The sequence below is a fragment of the Gaoshiqia hydrogeniformans genome (genome assembly GCF_049347105.1).
Lineage (GTDB): Bacteria > Bacteroidota > Bacteroidia > Bacteroidales > Prolixibacteraceae > Gaoshiqia > Gaoshiqia hydrogeniformans.
The window spans coordinates 2,244,206-2,260,912 of the sequence record NZ_CP186334.1 but is presented as its reverse complement, the minus strand read 5'-3'; the positions used below and the strand labels follow the sequence as shown (position 1 = coordinate 2,260,912).

The 16,707-nt window shown below is 41.7% G+C and carries 19 protein-coding genes; 15 read left to right on the top strand and 4 right to left on the bottom strand.

The genetic code is table 11. The annotated features are described in order from the left end of the window. Nucleotides 1-305: 305 nt before the first annotated feature. Together ACOIT5_RS09120 and ACOIT5_RS09115 are read right to left on the bottom strand one after the other, a co-directional pair. The gene (locus ACOIT5_RS09120; RefSeq protein WP_423127385.1) at nt 306-1,478 is read right to left on the bottom strand and encodes an IS91 family transposase; all 1,173 of its coding nucleotides are present in this window, start codon (nt 1,476-1,478) and stop codon (nt 306-308) included. Next, complete coding sequence (locus ACOIT5_RS09115) at nt 1,462-2,412, bottom strand: tyrosine-type recombinase/integrase (protein ID WP_423127384.1); 951 nt, start codon at nt 2,410-2,412, stop codon at nt 1,462-1,464. The genes ACOIT5_RS09120 and ACOIT5_RS09115 overlap by 17 nt, the downstream gene beginning before the upstream one ends. A 240-nt stretch (nt 2,413-2,652) precedes the next feature. On the opposite strand from ACOIT5_RS09115, the gene ACOIT5_RS09110 reads away from it, so the two are divergent. Then, nucleotides 2,653-3,414, top strand: a complete 762-nt coding sequence (locus ACOIT5_RS09110) for a class I SAM-dependent DNA methyltransferase (protein WP_423130152.1) — start codon at nt 2,653-2,655, stop codon at nt 3,412-3,414. Here ACOIT5_RS09110 and ACOIT5_RS09105 read toward each other — a convergent pair. After that, on the bottom strand, nt 3,386-3,823 hold the full coding sequence (locus ACOIT5_RS09105) for a hypothetical protein (RefSeq protein ID WP_423130151.1): 438 nt from the start codon (nt 3,821-3,823) through the stop codon (nt 3,386-3,388). The two genes, ACOIT5_RS09110 and ACOIT5_RS09105, sit on opposite strands and share 29 nt — an antisense overlap. A gap of 539 nt (nt 3,824-4,362) precedes the next feature. On the opposite strand from ACOIT5_RS09105, the gene ACOIT5_RS09100 reads away from it, so the two are divergent. After that, nucleotides 4,363-4,761, top strand: coding sequence for a hypothetical protein (locus tag ACOIT5_RS09100; protein WP_423130150.1), 399 nt, complete (start codon nt 4,363-4,365; stop codon nt 4,759-4,761). Nucleotide 4,762: 1 nt separating this feature from the next. On the opposite strand, the gene ACOIT5_RS09095 is transcribed toward ACOIT5_RS09100, so the two are convergent. After that, nucleotides 4,763-5,041, bottom strand: a complete 279-nt coding sequence (locus ACOIT5_RS09095; protein WP_423126726.1) for a hypothetical protein — start codon at nt 5,039-5,041, stop codon at nt 4,763-4,765. 133 nt (nt 5,042-5,174) lie between these two features. Here ACOIT5_RS09095 and istA point away from each other — a divergent pair, with 133 nt between their 5' ends. The 13 genes from istA (at nt 5,175) to ACOIT5_RS09030 (ending at nt 16,601) form a co-directional block, all read left to right on the top strand. After that, nucleotides 5,175-6,686: an IS21 family transposase gene (istA, locus tag ACOIT5_RS09090; RefSeq protein WP_423128030.1), complete on the top strand. Its 1,512-nt coding sequence runs from the start codon at nt 5,175-5,177 to the stop codon at nt 6,684-6,686. A 42-nt stretch (nt 6,687-6,728) separates the two neighbouring features. Continuing rightward, entirely contained in the window at nt 6,729-7,448 is a 720-nt protein-coding gene (gene istB, locus ACOIT5_RS09085; RefSeq protein WP_423127130.1) for an IS21-like element helper ATPase IstB, read from the top strand. A 1,170-nt stretch (nt 7,449-8,618) separates the two neighbouring features. Continuing rightward, a complete protein-coding gene (locus ACOIT5_RS09080) occupies nt 8,619-8,870 on the top strand; it encodes a hypothetical protein (protein ID WP_423130149.1) in 252 nt (83 codons plus the stop codon). A gap of 125 nt (nt 8,871-8,995) precedes the next feature. Next, complete coding sequence (locus ACOIT5_RS09075) at nt 8,996-10,168, top strand: IS4 family transposase (RefSeq protein ID WP_423126501.1); 1,173 nt, start codon at nt 8,996-8,998, stop codon at nt 10,166-10,168. 60 nt (nt 10,169-10,228) lie between these two features. Then, the gene (locus tag ACOIT5_RS09070; protein WP_423130148.1) at nt 10,229-11,095 is read left to right on the top strand and encodes a hypothetical protein; all 867 of its coding nucleotides are present in this window, start codon (nt 10,229-10,231) and stop codon (nt 11,093-11,095) included. An 8-nt stretch (nt 11,096-11,103) separates the two neighbouring features. After that, nucleotides 11,104-11,592, top strand: coding sequence for an RNA polymerase sigma factor (locus ACOIT5_RS09065; protein ID WP_423130147.1), 489 nt, complete (start codon nt 11,104-11,106; stop codon nt 11,590-11,592). Between the two features lie 11 nt (nt 11,593-11,603). Continuing rightward, nucleotides 11,604-12,194 carry a hypothetical protein gene (locus ACOIT5_RS09060; RefSeq protein WP_423130146.1) on the top strand — a complete coding sequence of 197 codons (591 nt, stop codon included), beginning with the start codon at nt 11,604-11,606 and terminating at the stop codon, nt 12,192-12,194. 413 nt (nt 12,195-12,607) lie between these two features. Then, the gene (locus ACOIT5_RS09055) at nt 12,608-12,853 is read left to right on the top strand and encodes an AbrB/MazE/SpoVT family DNA-binding domain-containing protein (protein ID WP_423130145.1); all 246 of its coding nucleotides are present in this window, start codon (nt 12,608-12,610) and stop codon (nt 12,851-12,853) included. Further along, nucleotides 12,844-13,167 (top strand): type II toxin-antitoxin system PemK/MazF family toxin, encoded by a 324-nt coding sequence (locus ACOIT5_RS09050; RefSeq protein ID WP_423130144.1) that lies wholly within the window; start codon nt 12,844-12,846, stop codon nt 13,165-13,167. Before ACOIT5_RS09055 ends, ACOIT5_RS09050 begins: the two co-directional genes overlap by 10 nt. A gap of 129 nt (nt 13,168-13,296) precedes the next feature. Further along, the gene (locus ACOIT5_RS09045) at nt 13,297-13,539 is read left to right on the top strand and encodes an ORF6N domain-containing protein (protein WP_423130143.1); all 243 of its coding nucleotides are present in this window, start codon (nt 13,297-13,299) and stop codon (nt 13,537-13,539) included. Between the two features lie 12 nt (nt 13,540-13,551). Continuing rightward, nucleotides 13,552-13,839 (top strand): hypothetical protein, encoded by a 288-nt coding sequence (locus ACOIT5_RS09040; RefSeq protein ID WP_423130142.1) that lies wholly within the window; start codon nt 13,552-13,554, stop codon nt 13,837-13,839. A gap of 399 nt (nt 13,840-14,238) precedes the next feature. Next, a complete protein-coding gene (locus ACOIT5_RS09035) occupies nt 14,239-15,126 on the top strand; it encodes a KilA-N domain-containing protein (RefSeq protein ID WP_423130141.1) in 888 nt (295 codons plus the stop codon). A 167-nt stretch (nt 15,127-15,293) separates the two neighbouring features. Further along, nucleotides 15,294-16,601 carry a metal-dependent hydrolase family protein gene (locus tag ACOIT5_RS09030; protein ID WP_423130140.1) on the top strand — a complete coding sequence of 436 codons (1,308 nt, stop codon included), beginning with the start codon at nt 15,294-15,296 and terminating at the stop codon, nt 16,599-16,601. The last annotated feature ends 106 nt before the right edge of the window (nt 16,602-16,707 follow it).

The following is a 16,707-nucleotide window of genomic DNA, read 5'->3' as shown; positions in this document are numbered from 1 at the left end:
ACGCCGGGAGCGTAACGTGATTTAATAAATAGGAACATGAGCGGCGTGCAGCGCCCAGCGATTGTTCCCGGTTGAACGACACCCGCCGGGCTGAGGTCTATGCACTTATTGAAGGTTTTTATTGGATTTCACAGATAGAATGGGCAGGAAAGAGCCCGCCGTTCATTGACATGTTGCAGGTTTTTGTGCTTTTCAGTTCAGTTTGCATCAGCGAGGTGATGTTTAAGCCCTGCTTTTTTTGTGTTTTTGCCGGTATGGGGGCATACCTCTCCCGGATACGCCGGGAGCGTAACGTGATTTAGTGATTATGACCGCCTTAATGATTGCTCCATCTGTCCCCAAGCCGGTGAACGTATCCGTGGCAGTTCCCGGATGGTTACCATCCTTCCGGTTTTGCATACCGGGCAAAGACAGGGATTTACGCCTGTCAGCCTGGCAAAACGTTCCACGTTGGTTTCCGGCGGTTGTTGCCGTTCGATTACCGAGTCAATGTCCGGCTTTTCTTCGGAAACAAATTGCAGTTTGAGATTGCGCTTTACGGTGTGGTTGTAAATACCGAAGCGCCGGATCCTGACAAACCTTCGGGGCAGGATGTGTTGTGTGAAGCGCCGCAGGAACTCAACCCCATCCAGGGTAACAGGCTTTTTAATGGCCCTGTCACGATAATCCTTTGCCAGGAAGGTCACTTTGCCACCGGCAATGTTCACAATGCGCTGGTTGGTAATGGCTACCCGGTGCGTGTATTGGCCCAGGTACCTGACCACGTGCTCAGCGTTTGCCAGCGAAGGTTCGCAGTGAACCACCCATTTTGTTTGATAAGCCTGCTTTATCTGGCTGCTAAAGAGGGAAAGCTCGTCTTGTTTTTGTAAAGTCCGTTTAAGGCTGTCCAGGAACCTGCCTTTAAAGGCACTGCTTAGTTGATGTACCGGGTAAAGGTAAGTGCCCGAATGCCCGATGTTTTTCCACCGTCCGTCAAGGGTATGCCCGGCAGCGGGAACCAGGCAATGGATATGCGGATGCAGCGAAAGGTTTTGTCCCCAGCTGTGCAGCACGGCCACCGCCCCGGTTTCAACACCAAAATGCGAGTAGCCAAACGAGCGGAGGGTTTGCCAAACAGCCGAAAAAAGCAGGTCGTAATACATCCTTTGGTTATGCAGGCAAACAGCATTCAGGTGGTGCGGCACGGTAAATACCAGGTGGTAATGTTTTACCGGCAAGGTATTTTGCACCAGATCATCAATCCAGAAGGCCTGTTTGGCAGCCTGGCATTTGGGACAATGACGGTTGCCGCAACTGTTGTAACTGTAGCGAACGGTTCCGCAGTTTTCACAGGCTTCTTCGTGACCTCCCAGCATGGCAGTACGGCAAACAGCTATCTTATCCAGCACTTTCAGTTGCAATGGAGTAAGCGTTGTTTTGGCAGCCAGTTCAGCGCCGAACAAACGGACTACATCGGCCAGTTCAAAGGTTGTCTTCATTTTTCGGTGAACCGGTGTTTTTCTTCTTCTTTTTCCTGGGAAAGTCATAAAGCGTATCCAGCGGGCTGTGAGGTTTGATCAGCGTGCATTGGGCCACGTGCAGGTAAATCATGGTGGTGGTAATGTCGGCATGGCCCAGCAGTTCTTTCAGGGTGACAATGTTCAGTCCCTGTTCCAAAAGATGTGTGGCGTAGGAGTGACGAAGCGAATGCAGGTTCACCTCTTTGGTAATGGAAGTTTTTTTCAGGTTTTCGCGCATCACCCAGGATAAACCCCGGACACTGTAACGGCCGTCAGGTTCTTTGCCGTTAAACAGCCAGATGTGCGGGTTTTCGGCTTTGAGGTACTTTTTCAGCCCCACGGCCATGCTGTCGCCCAATGGCACGATGCGGTCTTTTTTATACTTACTCTGGCGGATGTGGATGGTGCGACGTTCAAAATCCACATCAGAGATTTTCAGGTTGATTACTTCCTGACCGCGCAGTCCGGCCGAATAGATCAGCGTGAGCACCACCCGTTGTTTCAAAAGCGTTGGCGCGGTAAAAAGCTCTTTAAGCTCCTGCTGGTTCAGGATAACCGGCAGTTTGGTATTCCCTTTCAGCGAAGGCAGGGCAATGGCATTTTTGTTCAATCCCAGCAGGCGGTAGTAGTAGCGCAAGCCGTACACCATGTGCTTGAAACTGCTGCGCGAAGGCGAGCGGGGATCGCGGGCCAAAGCTGCCAGGTACTCGTTGATCTCTTCGGGATCGATCTGCTCGGGCAATTTCCCGAAATGGACCACAAACAGGGCGATGCGGCGGATGTAATTATTTAATGTACTTTTGCTTTGTCCGCGTAAAGTAACCTGTTGCTCCAGCTTGCGGACAACTTTTTCAAACTCAGGAACAAGCACAATTGCCTGCTCAACGATAGTTAAACCCGATTTCTTTCTCATATTCAGAAATTTTAATGGTTAAAAATCTCGAAGTTCTGAAAGAATCGGGTACTTTTAAAACAGCTATCCGCGTAGGCGGATTTAGTTCAACAAAAACTATATGTCAATTGGGGTTTCGGTGCGGACAACGAAGTCCGCAGCCCGCAACAACGGCGGTGCGGTTCGACAGGGACGAAGCCCGCAATCCCCAACTGCATATAGTTCCGTCCGTTGTGTGTCATGCTAAGGAAAGACAATACCATGAAAGAAGCCATAAAATTTGATAAAGTAGCTGATATTTACGATTTCTACGTTAATGTGGATTTTGATATTCCATTTTTTCTTAAAGAGACAGAAGATTATAAAGGTGAAATATTGGAATTAATGTGTGGTACAGGACGAGTTTCTATTCCGTTACTTGATTCTGGAAGACGAATGATATGTATCGACTATTCAAAAGGCATGCTTGATTCATTTGCAAAAAAGATTGAAAGGAACAACTATAATGTCAGTTTACATCAAATGGATGTAACAGATTTGAATTTAGATAAAAAATTCGGACTGATAATTTTACCTTTTCATTCAATTTCAGAAATACTATCAACAGATTTACAGACTAAAGCATTACAATCAATCTCTTTACATCTTGAGGATGATGGCGTTTTCATTTTGACACTTCAAAACCCTAAAACAAGACTGAAAGTAGCAGATGGAATTCCAAGGATTATGGGAAATTATCCATTTAAAGATGACAAACATTTGATGATTAGTTATGTAAATCAATACATTGAAACTGAGAAAATAGTTTCTGGATTTCAACTTTTTGAAATTTACGATTCTAATAATACAATGATTGAGAAAAGGTTTTTGGAGATTAATTTTAAACCAATAACTGATTTGGAATTAAGAAAAATGATTAAGTCGACCGAATTAGAGATTATCGAAATGTATGGAGACTATTCTTATAGTAATTTCGATGAAAAGACAAGTACCTTTATGATTTATAAATTAAAAAAGAAATAAAGCACGAACGCACAATCGAGTAGATTCCCAACAATCGCTTCTTTTTGCTGCCCTTCGGTATTTCCTTGCCCCGTATGGGTTGCGGGCAGTATTCGCCTTGGCGTATCAGTGCTGTTAGTTCGTCCCTGTGTTTATCCAGATACGGTCTCAGCTCTTTTACGTTCATGGCATCCACTCCGGCTGCCCCTTTGTTGCGGATCACCTCGCGGCTCGCTTCTGTAAGGTTTCCGGCACTCAAAATAGCGTCAATGGTTTGCATACATTTTCTTACTTTCCAAAATAGTCCAACTCTTGTTCCCCTTTCTCTTTCCTGTTGCGCTTGCCGACGGCTGGTTGATACTCCGTTCGGTATTTGCAACTGTTCAACGTTCAGCCCTTCATTGCTTTGTGAGACCTCCGCTTTATTCATCGGCTCGTTACCAACAACTAATATGGCCTCTGCTGACTCCTTGGCTTAACCAAACCCGTGGCTGCCAAGGTATCCCCTGGTAAAAGCTTTTCCCTTCCTCCAATTCCTGCAGCATCTACTACAAAACGATTTTGATATTCTTCGGACGTTACAATGATGTGTTTGCTTATCCTCGTTTCATAGCCTCATATCACACCGCTTCCGCTTTTCATTCCGTCAAATGTCCACCGGACATTTGGTTTTACTATCGTAAAACTGCACTCCATTCACTGTTCGTCAGTACCGGATTTTGCCGTGGTATTTGCTCTTTAATCAATCGCAAATAACCTTCAGTGCATGGGTCACCCCAAACCACCTTGCCACTTGCTAATGCTTCCGGGCGTTACCCCGGTGCATAAGGGACTTACACCCTCCGGGAAAATACACACTTGTTGTTTTGCCGCTATGTAAAGTTTATTTATATTTTTAAACTTTTTCCAGAGCTTACAACCGTTATGCACTATACAAAAAAAAGACACAAACTTCAATATCAATATCTTATGGAATTTAAAAAGGATTTATTAAAAAAAGAGGAAAAGTCTACTTTTAGGATAATTCTTGGAATATTATTTTTTGTGATTTCAATTGTTTGGGTTGCAGATAGAATCATGGATGACCTGATTATTAGACCATTTGACTGGTTATATACTGGTGTTTTCGCTCTTAATGGAGTAGTTCATACATTGGAAGGATTTGGATTCTCAATAGCGAGCCTTTTTGGGAAAGCATTTGTGTTGATTGACAATGAACGTATTTCGATTAAACCTGGGATAAGAAATAAAGAGCAAAACATCTATTGGAATTCTATAAAAACAATTGATTATAGACTCAATAAATATCACATTAAAAATGCTGATAGTACCAGCGTGTGGATAATCCGGAGCACAACCACCCAGTAATTTAGAAAGAATCCAGAGGAAATGAACGTTTTTCAAAAGGAAAAAACATGACATTCCGGCGGATATGCACCCAAAAACGGGGTTGTTTGGGGCATTTTAGGTTGTAAAATGTGATTTTGAAGGAATCACGCTGCCCCGGCCAGACCGGTTCCGGAGCATAACCACCCAGTGGGTGCAAGTTATCCGAAAACGGGAGAAAACGGCACGGATTCCGGAGCATGACCACCCAAAAATGGGCCGCTAATCCAATGGCAGACAGGTGGATATTTTTTCGTGGCATCCCGTTGGCGGGTTCTGACAGAATCCGGAGCATATGCACCCACTAACCTGGTTTCCCTGAGTAACTTTTCGAGTACTTTGTGTGCTTATAAAACCAATCAAGCACACGGATTATGGCAAGAAAAGTAATACTTATGAGTCAGTTAAAACAAATTTTGAGGCTTCATCAGAGCGGGCTGTCCAACCGTCAGATCGGAAAAGAACTCGGCATTTACAAAGGGACGGTCAACAACTACATGCAAAAAATAGCATCCGGGAAACTGGATATCGGAGAGCTTCTTACCCTGGATGATCCGGTGCTGGAAGGCCGTTTTCATGCCGGAAACCCGGCCTACCTGGAAGATCGCTTTAATGAGCTGAAACAAATGCTCCCTTATCTTGAAGGAGAACTCAAACGCAGGCACGTGACCATCAAACTGCTTTGGCAGGAATACCGTGAAAAGCACCTGCAGGGGTACAGCTACTCCCAGTTCTGCTTTCATTTAAACCAGTTGCGTGTAGCCCGTAAATCTTCCGCGGTGCTGACCCACCAGCCCGGGCAGCAACTTTTTGTCGACTTTGCAGGGGATACGCTCTCTTACGTTGATCGTGAGACCGGGGAAGCGATAAAAGCGTATGTTTTCGTGGCTACCCTGCCTTACTCGGATTACAGCTTTGCCATGGCTGTTTCCCATCAGAACACGGAAAATTTTCTTTATGCACTTGGCTGCTGTTTGCAGGCACTCGGTGGTGTCCCCAAAATTGTGGTTTGTGATAACCTCAAGGCTGCCGTGATCAAAACCGACCGGTATGAACCGGACATTAACCGGGTGATGGACGATTTTGCCAACCACTATGGTTTTGCCGTGCTGGCTGCGCGTGTGCGGACCCCAAAAGACAAGGCTCTGGTGGAGAACCAGGTTAAGCTGGTTTACCAGCGGGTGTATGCCCGGTTGCGTAACCATGTCTTTTTTTCCCTGGCCGACCTGAACAGGGCGATCAGCGAAAAGATCCTGCAACATAACCAGACCCGGATGCAACAACGGGAGTACAGCCGCGAAGAACACTTTCTGGCCGATGAAAAAGGACTGTTAAAAGCCTTGCCCCTGTCAGGTTTTGATATCCGTTATTATGCGAGCCTGAGGGTGCAGCAAAACAGTTGTATTTACCTGGCACGGGACAAACACTATTATTCGGTTCCTTACGCCTGCACCGGGGAACAGGCCAGTGTGGTTTATACCCGTACCCTGGTGCGGATCTATTGCAAATCAGAGCTGGTTGCCACTCACCGGCGCACCATCGGTTTCGGATATACGCTCGTGCGGGAGCACATGCCATCGGCCCATCAGCATTACATGGACCGCAGCCCCGGGTACTACATGGACCTGGCCCGCAAACGGTCAGATGGCCTGCTCTGCCTGATGAAGATGATGTTTGCAAAGGAAGAAACGCCCGAGGTTTTATACAAACGCTGTGAGGGGTTGTTGAGCCTTCAACGCAAAACCGATCCCTTCTGTTTTGAAGAAGCCTGCCGGGTGGCCGTTGCCAACGGCATACCAAGTTATCAGTTTGTTCGCAGGCGAATCGAAAACAGGATGACATCGGATAAGCCTTCAACCATAAAGAAACTCCCCAAACACGGAAACATCCGGGGAGACTATCAATAATCAAGGAAAATAATCAGAGTACAAACCAAAAATGAAAAGAAGATGGATCAAATGATCACCCAACTCAGCGGGCTTCGGTTGTCAGGGATGGCCGCCTGCTGGAAAACATTAATTGAGACAAGAAAAACTACAGAACTTTCCCTGGAAGACGGGCTGGCCCTGCTGCTCCAGGCAGAACAGGACCAGCGTAAAATGAACCGGTTCAGCCGGCTGGAAAAGAATGCCCGCTTTCGTTACCGGATAAGCCTGGATCAAATCGACACCAACCCGGCAAGGGGAATCGACAAATCCCTGTTGACAAGGCTGGGCATGGGCGATTACATCAAGAACGGGGAGGCCGTGATCATTGTCGGACTAACCGGGGTCGGCAAAAGTTCACTGGCCTCGGCCCTGGGACTGAAAGCGTGCGAACTGGGCTATAGCGTAGCGTATTTTAATATGCAAAAGCTGATGATGAAACTAAAGATTGCCCGACTGGAAGGCACTATAACCCGGGTTTTTGACAAACTGGCCAAAACAGAGCTGCTTGTCCTGGACGATTTTGGATTATCGCCACTGGAAGGACAACAGCAACTGGATCTGATGGAAATCATCGAGGACCGCCATGCCCGAAAGTCAACCATTATTGCCAGCCAGTTGCCGGTGGCCAGTTGGTTTGATGTCTTTTCCGAACCCACCGTGGCCGACAGCTTTCTGGACAGGATCGTCTATACGGCACACCGGTTTGAACTAAAAGGTGAGAGTTTAAGAAAAAAACGGTAATATTGTCAGTCAAATAAGTTCTTCGATTTAGTTACTCAACCTGGGTGGTATACGCCGGATTACTGGGTGGTAGCTTCCGGAATAGCCAAGCGTGACTTTGGATTTGACAAAATTTGACTATGCATTAAAAAATGATATTAAAGAGATAATAAATCAGATAGCCAAAGAAAAAAATATACAAACAACCAATTAAAGACTATTGAATTGATAAACAGATAAAAATGTACAGTGCATAATCGAGTAGACTGCCCCGCCAGTGAACACTGACGGGGAGAGCCTCTCACACCACCGTACGTACGCGAGCTTCGCTCCCTTTCGATTCGAATGTCCACCGGACATTCAAATCTCAGGCACGTATACGGCGGTTCGTTAAGCAATGGGAAATAGTGGCGAACTTTGGTAATGTGGGCTTACTTTGCAATAATGGGCCAACCTGCTCCTCCGGATCTGTCGGAAGCAGTTAGCGGCTGGTGCGGATATGTCATCCGCACCTTATTAACGCCGGATTTTCAATCCGTATGGGAGTGGGGAGGTTCATTGGGTTAATAGGAAGCCGGTTACACGCCTAATGATGAACGTCTCACTATTCTAATGATGAAGCATTCATTACCCGGGTAGTGAACGCCTCGTTACCCTAATGGTGAACAGCTCACTATTCCGCTATGGTAAAGCACTGCCGGTGCGGGTTTTCAAGGCGTGCTGCACAAATAGCCCAGACAGACGGGTTACATGGTTTGCCTTATTGCCGCCCAACTTGGCACCCTATGCCTCCAAACCCTCCGAAAAAGCAATTTATCAACATTTTTTACTATCGATGAATTTTCGTTCAGAATTATTGTAACTTTCTGGCACCAAACAAAAAACTAACAATGAACACGACACCTGAAGGCCCACCGGAAATGAACAGCACGAAGATTTATGGAATGTTAAGATAGCGGAAATTCAATGGAAGTTGGGGATGGTGTGGCAGTTTCTATGCTGGAGATATAAGATATAAAGCTACACATAATCCCCACGGAAAAAGAGATATAAGATAGCTTTGGTAAACAGACAAATAAGTGTCCACAAATTTTAAATAGCATCCTACCTATAAAAAACATGAGTGTGTGATTTTTTTGATTTTTTATTCGACTAATACAGAAAATTGAATTTTAGATAAAAATTAGTAGTATGAAAAAGATAATTGTTGCATTTGTTGTTTTTATTTCTTGTAGCCATGCTTACAGTTCTGAAATAGTAAGTGTCACACTTTCGGACAATGAGATTATCAAAGGAAAATTAGAATTACCAAAAGACAGTTCAAATGTTTCGCTTTGTATAATATTTATTCCTGGAACAGGCCCCAATACTTATTTGAATAAAAGGGAATTTGGAAACGTAACCTTTAATTATTTCGACCTTTTTGCTCAGGAATTTCACTAGTGTCCAAAAGATTTTTTTAGAAACCTTTGTAAGTTATTATAATATAGTCAATTAAAAGCAAATAATCCACGTGTCGATTTGAATTCATTTCGCATCTTGCAGCCTGGAAATAAACCCGGGCAAATATGAACAGCGGCAAATATGTATTCAGTCAACTGGTAGAGTTCCTGCCAAAGAGAGTTTTTGATATGATTGTTAAGCGACATAACGGAGACAAATGGGTGAAGACATTCACCTGCTGGAACCAATTGCTCGTCATGATGTATGGGCAATTGGCCTCGTGTGACAGCCTCAGAGAGGTCGCGTGCATAATTGACGCTATCAAAAGCAAGAGCTACCATCTCGGATTTGGCACCGGAGAGATTAAACTGAGCAATCTTTCCTATGCCAATATGAACCGGGACTACAAGATATTTGAAGAGTTTGCCTTTTTCATGATTAATCTTGCTCAAAGCAAGCGAATCAACAGACCATTCGAATTGCGTGGAAAGTTCTATGCGCTCGATTCCACCACGATAGATCTTTGCCTGAGCTTGTTCAAGTGGGCATACTTTAGAAAGAACAAGGGTGGCATCAAAGTTCACACACTCTTTGACGTAGTAACCCAAATACCGACTTACATTCATATTACGGAAGCAAAAGTTCACGACGTGAATGTGATGGATGAGATTCCCTATGAGCCGTATGCGTTCTACATTTTTGACAAGGGATATTATGACCTCGCAAGGCTGCATACATTCAACACGATCGGTTCCTGGTTTGTCATCCGACAGAAGTCTCACCTTAAGTATGAAGTTATTGATGGTGAAGAGCTTTTGGATGGAGCGGACAACGTTTTGCTTGACCAGACGATACGCCTTACCGGCTACCAGACCCAAAAGAAGTATCCCTGCGTGTTGAGAAGGATCGTTTACTATGCTCCTGACCTTAAAAGAACGTTCACCTTCCTGACCAACAATGTCAGCATCAAGGCCAAAGACATCGCCATGCTGTATAAGCAACGCTGGCAGGTGGAGCTGTTTTTTCGGTGGATAAAGCAACATCTCCGTGTCACATCCTTCTGGGGCAATACCGAGAATGCCGTGAGGATACAAATTTATGTTGCGGTTATCACATACTGTCTGGTGGCCATCGTCGAGCATGACTGCCAGTTGGGCAGGACTACATTCAATGTGCTTCGCGTGATCAGTAGAGTACTGACAGACAAAACGAACATCAGAGATCTTTTCCTGACCTCCGGGGACATTGATGATATATATGAACAAGCCGCTCAACTTGAATTTGCCTTTAAGTATTAGTTATTGAAAATTTATTGGACACTAGTGCAGGAATTTAATAAACGAGGAATAGGATTTTTCATGTACAACCGTCGTGGAGTTGAAATTGGCGGTCAGCCTCCGTATTTCGATAAAATAGATTCTGTAAAATATAAAAAGTATACTCCGCAACAGGAAACGCTTGACGTGGAAGCAATTATTTCAGCGTTAAAAAGAGATAAGAGACTTGAACATACCAAAATAGCGCTACTTGGGGCAAGTGAAGGAACAATTATCGCAGCAATGGTTGCCGACAGAAAAAAGGTAGAGGTTAATGACTTATTACTATTTGGCTATGCAAACGACAATATCCACGATATTATAAAATGGCAATTATCAGGTAAAGCTTCAATTATAAACCTTCGCAAATATTTCGATAAAAATAATGACAACGTTTTTAGCCGGGAAGAATATGAATCTGCTGATACATTGGCAACATGGGCAAGAGCCCATCTCCTGAACAATGCATCGTTTGATGCTTTTAACCTTGAGAAGGACAGCATAATAGACTATAAAGATTTTGCCTATAAAACAGTTCCGATTTACGACTATCTGATGAAAATGGTTGATGAGGGCAACGATTCCTGGATATGGGATAACTATTTTAGGGTAACCAGCAATTGGATGAAGGCTCATTTTGCACTTGAAGCCAATAAAACACGCTTGCTTCGAATTGATATACCAATATACATTTTTCAAGGCATTGACGATGCTAATGCACCTCTTGAAGGTGTTTTTGATATTGAGAAAAGATACAATAAAACAGGTAAAACAAACTTACATTGTTATACATTTGAAGGACATAACCATGATTTGAATTATACCTCATGGCCATACCGACATAAAATATCAGAGGGGTTAAGAGTTCTTTTTGATACCACTGAATTAATACTTAATCAGGCCAATTAAGAATTCTTATGGGGAATCAGAAATTAGAAAGTGATTTTTTAAAAATAGTAGAGGAGCATAAGAAGCTAATTTTCAAAGTTAGTTACTTGTATTGCATTAACAATATTGATAAAGAAGACCTTTTTCAGGAAATAATTGTCAATCTATGGAAGGCATATCCTGATTTTAAAGGCAATTCAAAGTTAAGCACTTGGATTTACCGAATTGCAATTAATACAGCTGTTTCATGGATACGTGTTTCTAAAAAAAACAATCATGTTCTATATTGTGATTGCATGCCTAATGTAATAGACGATTCTGAATCCAAAGAAGTTTACGAAAAACTTCAAACTGTAATTAACCATTTAAACAATATTGACAAGGCGATAATTTTATTACAACTGGATGGCTATTCATACGACGAAATTGCAGAAATAACAGGATTGACAAAAACCAATGTGGCAACAAAAATCAGTCGAATTAAGACAAAATTGAAAAAAGATTTATCAAACACTTAAATCAAAGTATTATGGAATACGAAGAATTAGTTTCTCTTTGGGGAAAATTTGACGATAAATTAAATAGACTTGAAGAGTTAAATACAATAATAATTAAGGAAAAGTTGATAAAAAAACCTAAACGGAAATTGAACTTCTTTAAATATAAAACTATTGAAAACATGCTAATATTTCCTTTAGTAATTCTTCTTTTAATTTCCCCAAATATTATAGCAATGGATTATGATTGGAAATTCTTTTTAGGAGGAGCGTTTGTTTTGTCCATATTAGTTTATGTTGTTTTTATTAATATTAAAACATATAGAGCTTTCAGTAGTTTAAATATCGGAATCGATTCGGTAATTGAATCTGCAAAAAAAAGCAACAAAATAAAACAAATCTTCAAAGCACGTTATAAGTACGCACGGTTTAATATGCCAATTATATTTGCAGGTGTTTTACTTATTAAATGGGATGCAATCAATTTTAATTTATCGATGATGATTTTTATTTCAACACTATTTATCACTCTTTTTATTTACAATATTTTTGGTCCCAACATTCATAAAAATATGATTAAGAAATGGACAATGGAAATAGATGAATTTAATGAATATATGTAATAATCTGTTGCCCCCAACTCCCCCTCGTTTGAGCAAAGCGGAAACGAGGGGGAAGCTGGCAGTCGTTTATAACAACAGTATTTGAAATTTGCTGTAAGTTTCCGGCCCGGGCACAGCTCAAAAAATGCTTGCATTTACTGCTTTTTAAAATGGGTTGGCTTTCCGGGTTTTCCGAAAAGAAGGCTGCCATTCTGGTATACATAACATCAAGCTCCCGGTCCGGCAGGCGCAGTTTTGCGAACCATGCCGTGCAATGATTTTGGGAACAAGAGCTACATTATTTGCCTTGTTACAGCTCAACCCGGCACAGTCTGACTCCAGGCCGTCCGTTGCCCACCATTTAAAAAAGACAGGAATCCTTTGATAATTTGAAATAATGTAATAACTTTGTGATTACACAAAAAACGAAAATTATGGATGTTTCAGTTATACAAATTGGTAATTCAAAAGGAATCCGCTTAAGCAAAAGCCTTTTAGAAAGATATAATATCAAAGACACAGTCGAAATGATATTAGAAAAAGGACATATTGTGATTAAGGCAAAAGTAAATCCTCGTAAAGGTTGGGACGTCGCATTCAAGAAAATGCATGAGTCTGGTGATGACAAAGCGTTAATGAATGATGTTTTTGAAGACGAAAACTTTGAAGAATGGATTTAAAACAATATCAGATAGTATTGGTAAATCTTGACCCAACAGTTGGTAGTGAGATTAAAAAGACCAGACCTTGTGTAATTATTTCACCCAATGAGATGAATAAATATCTCAATACAGTAATTATTGCACCAATGACAACCCAATCTAAAAAATATCCAACAAGAATTGAAGTTAAACACGACAATAAAAAAGGGTGGATAGTTCTTGACCAAATTCGGACAATTGATAAGCAACGAATTTATAAAGCATTAGACGGCTTGACAGTTAGAGAAATTGAGAAAGTCAAAATGACAATTAAGGAATTATTGGTGGATTGATAACAAAAACGGTGGGCAATAAATAGGAACATGAGCGGCGTGCAGCGCCCAGCGATTATTCCCGGTTGGAGGGAAAGGAAATAACGGCTGGCTAATATTGTGCAGGTACCGGAACAACAGCAAGTTTAAATGATGGAGTTACAGGTTATTCAAAGCAAAATTCACGAGATCAGGGGTCAGCAGGTTATGTTGGACTTCGATTTGGCGCAACTATACGAAGTTGAGACGCGGGTTTTAAAACAAGCCGTGAGGCGGAATATCGAAAGATTTCCTCCCGATTTTATGTTTGAACTTGTAGATAATGAGATAAATAAACTGGTATCACAAAATGTGATACCATCCAAAAGCTATTTGGGGGGCGCTGTGCCATAACTTGAGCCTGGTGTGGCCATGCTTTCGAGTGTTTTGAAGAGCTCGAGGGCCATTGAGGTTAACATTAATATCATACGGGCATTTATTGCTATCCGGAGATACATGGTCCAGGCTGCTCCTTCATCTCTTTCCCGGGAACTGGAAGAAATTAAGGAACGCATCAAAGCCCTGGAGGAAATCAGCGAAGAGAATGAAGAGAAGTTTGACGACATCTATGTTGCCTTGACCGAATTGGCCATGAAACAGAAACTTGCTGCCAAATCGCGTAGCCCCATCGGGTTTATAAAACAAAAAGAATAACATCAAACTCCCGGTCCGGCAGGTCCGGTTTTGCGAACCTGCCCCGGCTCATCAGGATATGCACTAAAGCAGGCGGTTTGAGGCTGGCCCGGATATGCCATCCGGTTAACGCCGGATTTTCGATCTGGATGGGGGGTAAGCCGTATGAGCGAATAGTCCACAGCCTGTTCCGGATTTTTCGGGATACGGTTTGATGCAGGGGGTACTGACAGTCCGTTCAAATTTGTACATTTATGTGCAAAATGAGAATGGACTGTCAGGCTCTACTCTACTGCTTCATGCTAAGAGAGTTCCTGCAATCAGTTGAACAGAATTTCATAATCAGAACCAAAAAATGTACATTTGAATAAATTAGAGAGTTAATGTGGTCGAATTTGACCACTTTGGAAATGTTTGATTATGAGTAAAATAAACACAATAGACATAAGAAATGCAATAATCTCAATTACAAAAATTGAGGAAGAGGATTACATCTGTCTGACTGATATGGCAAAAGCAAAAGAAGGTGATAACAGAGCCGCTGATGTAATCAAAAACTGGATTAGAACGCGAACAACTATTGAATTCCTTGGAACATGGGAGACAATGTATAATCCAGACTTTAATGTGGCCGAATTTGACCACTTTAAAATGGAAGCTGGTTTACCAACATTTGTATTAAGTCCAAAACAATGGGCGGAAAAAACAGGAGCGATTGGAATAATTTCAAAATCTGGTCGGTATGGTGGAACTTATGCGCATAGAGACATTGCTTTTGAATTTGGCGCAGCAATTAGCCCGACTTTTAAACTGTACCTAATAAAAGAATACCAGCGTTATAAGGAAATAGAAAGCAACCAATATAATCTTGAATGGAATGTAAAACGAATTTTAAGTAAAGCAAATTATCATATACAAACTGACGCAGTTCAGAAACACATTGTACCAGAGAAAAATTACACGAAGGACAAAGAATGGTTAATTTATGCCGAAGAAGCAGATTTATTGAACGTTGCATTATTTAATTGTACAGCAAAAGACTGGCGAGACTTGAACCCAGAACAAGCAAAAAAGGATTTAAATATTAGAGACTTTGCAAGCATAAATGAATTAGCAGTACTATCCAATATTGAAAGCCTAAACGCAGAATTGATTAAAAAAGGAATTGGAAAACCGGAAAGATTCATGCAATTGAGAGAAATGGCTGTTTATCAACAGGAAATATTAGACAAAAAGGATTCATTAAAGGCATTGAAAAAACTTGCAGACGATGTTTATATCGAAAACCAAAAGAAGATTGATAAATAAAGCACGAAAGCACAACAATGTATATACAAAATAGGCGTGACAGTAGTAACTTCAACGGTAGCCTGCTTCAAAAACGCAATGGTTTGATAGGTTTGAAGCCCGCAATCCCCAACGATTTTACATGTACCGTTAGGCTTAATTTTAAGAGACATCTAATAATCAATTATATGAAAAGGATTTATATACTTTTATTTGCAATTTCAAATCTGCTGTTTTCCATAAAATTCGCTAATGCGCAAGTTATAGATGTTAAGATAATTAAAGCTGGAAAACTGTTGGATGTTGAAAATGGCAAAGTGCTTTTAAATCAAATCATTTTAATTGAAAAGGATACAATTAAGGCAATAGGGTCAAATGTTGCAATACCCCCAAATGCTATGGTTTATGATTTAAGTAACTATACTGTTCTACCGGGTTTAATTGATTGTCATACACATTTAACTTGGCAAACTGGTGATTATTACGATGATCTTTTTCGGAAATCTTTAGTTGACTTTGCAGTATTAGCCCCACTTTATGCAAAAAAAACATTGGAAGCAGGATTTACATCGTGCCGTGATCTTGGATCATTTGGATTTATTGATGTCGCTTTGCGGAATGCAATCAATAAAGGAGATTTACCTGGACCAAGACTTCAGGTTGCAGGAGTGGGAATAAGTTGTACTGGAGGACATGGTGATTTGGTAGGTTTTTCACCATGGCTGGATTCTAAGTTGCCAATAGAGATGACTGGTATTGCCGATGGGGTTGATGCAATTAAAAAGGAAGTTCGTTACCTGATAAAAAATGGAGCAGGTGTAATAAAGTTCTATGCTAGCGGCGGGATACTTGAAGAAGGGAGTTTTTCAGGTCCTCGCTATTCCCAGGAGGAAATGAATGCAATTGTTGCTGAGGCAAAAATGTGGGGAACGAAAACCTGTGCACATACAATGGGTTCAGAGGCTACAAAAAAGGCTATCCTGGCTGGTGTCTCTTCTGTTGAGCATGGTTGTTTAATTGATGATGAATGTATTCAAATGATGAAAGACAAAGGCACTTATTTTATTCAGGATAGTTATGTTGATGAATACATTTTAAGTGAGTATGTTAAAAAAGGATACCCAATGACAATAATAAATAAGGAAAAACTGGTAGCGATTGAACAACAACAGATTTTCCAAAAGGCTTTGGCAGCAGGTGTGAAGATAGCATTTGGAACTGATGCTGGCGTATATCCTCACGGGATGAATGTTAAACAGTTTTCAATTATGGTAAGATGGGGAATGACTCCAATGCAGGCGATTCAATCTTCTACTATAGTTGCCTCAAATGTGTTAGGTTGGCAAAACATGATAGGTTCTATTAAGATTGGGAAATTAGCTGATATTATTGCTACAAAAGAAAATCCATTAGATAATATTGCAACAATAGAAAATGTCATGTTTGTAATGAAGGGAGGTATAGTCTTTAAAAACAATACTATTACCATTGAATAAAAAACTAAGCCCAATAAATAGGAACATGAGCGGCGTGCAGCGCCCGGCGATTGTTCCCGGTTGAACGACACCCGCCGGGGTTTATGGGAAAAGTGATGTTGAGGAT

Bases quoted from the DNA above. Each gene is read 5' to 3' on its own strand.
- ACOIT5_RS09120 (WP_423127385.1), bottom strand. From the start codon at position 1,478: ATGAAGACAACCTTTGAACTGGCCGATGTAGTCCGTTTGTTCGGCGCT.
- ACOIT5_RS09115 (WP_423127384.1), bottom strand. From the start codon at position 2,412: ATGAGAAAGAAATCGGGTTTAACTATCGTTGAGCAGGCAATTGTGCTT.
- ACOIT5_RS09110 (WP_423130152.1), top strand. From the start codon at position 2,653: ATGAAAGAAGCCATAAAATTTGATAAAGTAGCTGATATTTACGATTTC.
- ACOIT5_RS09105 (WP_423130151.1), bottom strand. From the start codon at position 3,823: ATGAATAAAGCGGAGGTCTCACAAAGCAATGAAGGGCTGAACGTTGAA.
- ACOIT5_RS09100 (WP_423130150.1), top strand. From the start codon at position 4,363: ATGGAATTTAAAAAGGATTTATTAAAAAAAGAGGAAAAGTCTACTTTT.
- ACOIT5_RS09095 (WP_423126726.1), bottom strand. From the start codon at position 5,041: ATGCCACGAAAAAATATCCACCTGTCTGCCATTGGATTAGCGGCCCAT.
- istA (WP_423128030.1), top strand. From the start codon at position 5,175: ATGAGTCAGTTAAAACAAATTTTGAGGCTTCATCAGAGCGGGCTGTCC.
- istB (WP_423127130.1), top strand. From the start codon at position 6,729: ATGGATCAAATGATCACCCAACTCAGCGGGCTTCGGTTGTCAGGGATG.
- ACOIT5_RS09080 (WP_423130149.1), top strand. From the start codon at position 8,619: ATGAAAAAGATAATTGTTGCATTTGTTGTTTTTATTTCTTGTAGCCAT.
- ACOIT5_RS09075 (WP_423126501.1), top strand. From the start codon at position 8,996: ATGAACAGCGGCAAATATGTATTCAGTCAACTGGTAGAGTTCCTGCCA.
- ACOIT5_RS09070 (WP_423130148.1), top strand. From the start codon at position 10,229: ATGTACAACCGTCGTGGAGTTGAAATTGGCGGTCAGCCTCCGTATTTC.
- ACOIT5_RS09065 (WP_423130147.1), top strand. From the start codon at position 11,104: ATGGGGAATCAGAAATTAGAAAGTGATTTTTTAAAAATAGTAGAGGAG.
- ACOIT5_RS09060 (WP_423130146.1), top strand. From the start codon at position 11,604: ATGGAATACGAAGAATTAGTTTCTCTTTGGGGAAAATTTGACGATAAA.
- ACOIT5_RS09055 (WP_423130145.1), top strand. From the start codon at position 12,608: ATGGATGTTTCAGTTATACAAATTGGTAATTCAAAAGGAATCCGCTTA.
- ACOIT5_RS09050 (WP_423130144.1), top strand. From the start codon at position 12,844: ATGGATTTAAAACAATATCAGATAGTATTGGTAAATCTTGACCCAACA.
- ACOIT5_RS09045 (WP_423130143.1), top strand. From the start codon at position 13,297: ATGATGGAGTTACAGGTTATTCAAAGCAAAATTCACGAGATCAGGGGT.
- ACOIT5_RS09035 (WP_423130141.1), top strand. From the start codon at position 14,239: ATGAGTAAAATAAACACAATAGACATAAGAAATGCAATAATCTCAATT.
- ACOIT5_RS09030 (WP_423130140.1), top strand. From the start codon at position 15,294: ATGAAAAGGATTTATATACTTTTATTTGCAATTTCAAATCTGCTGTTT.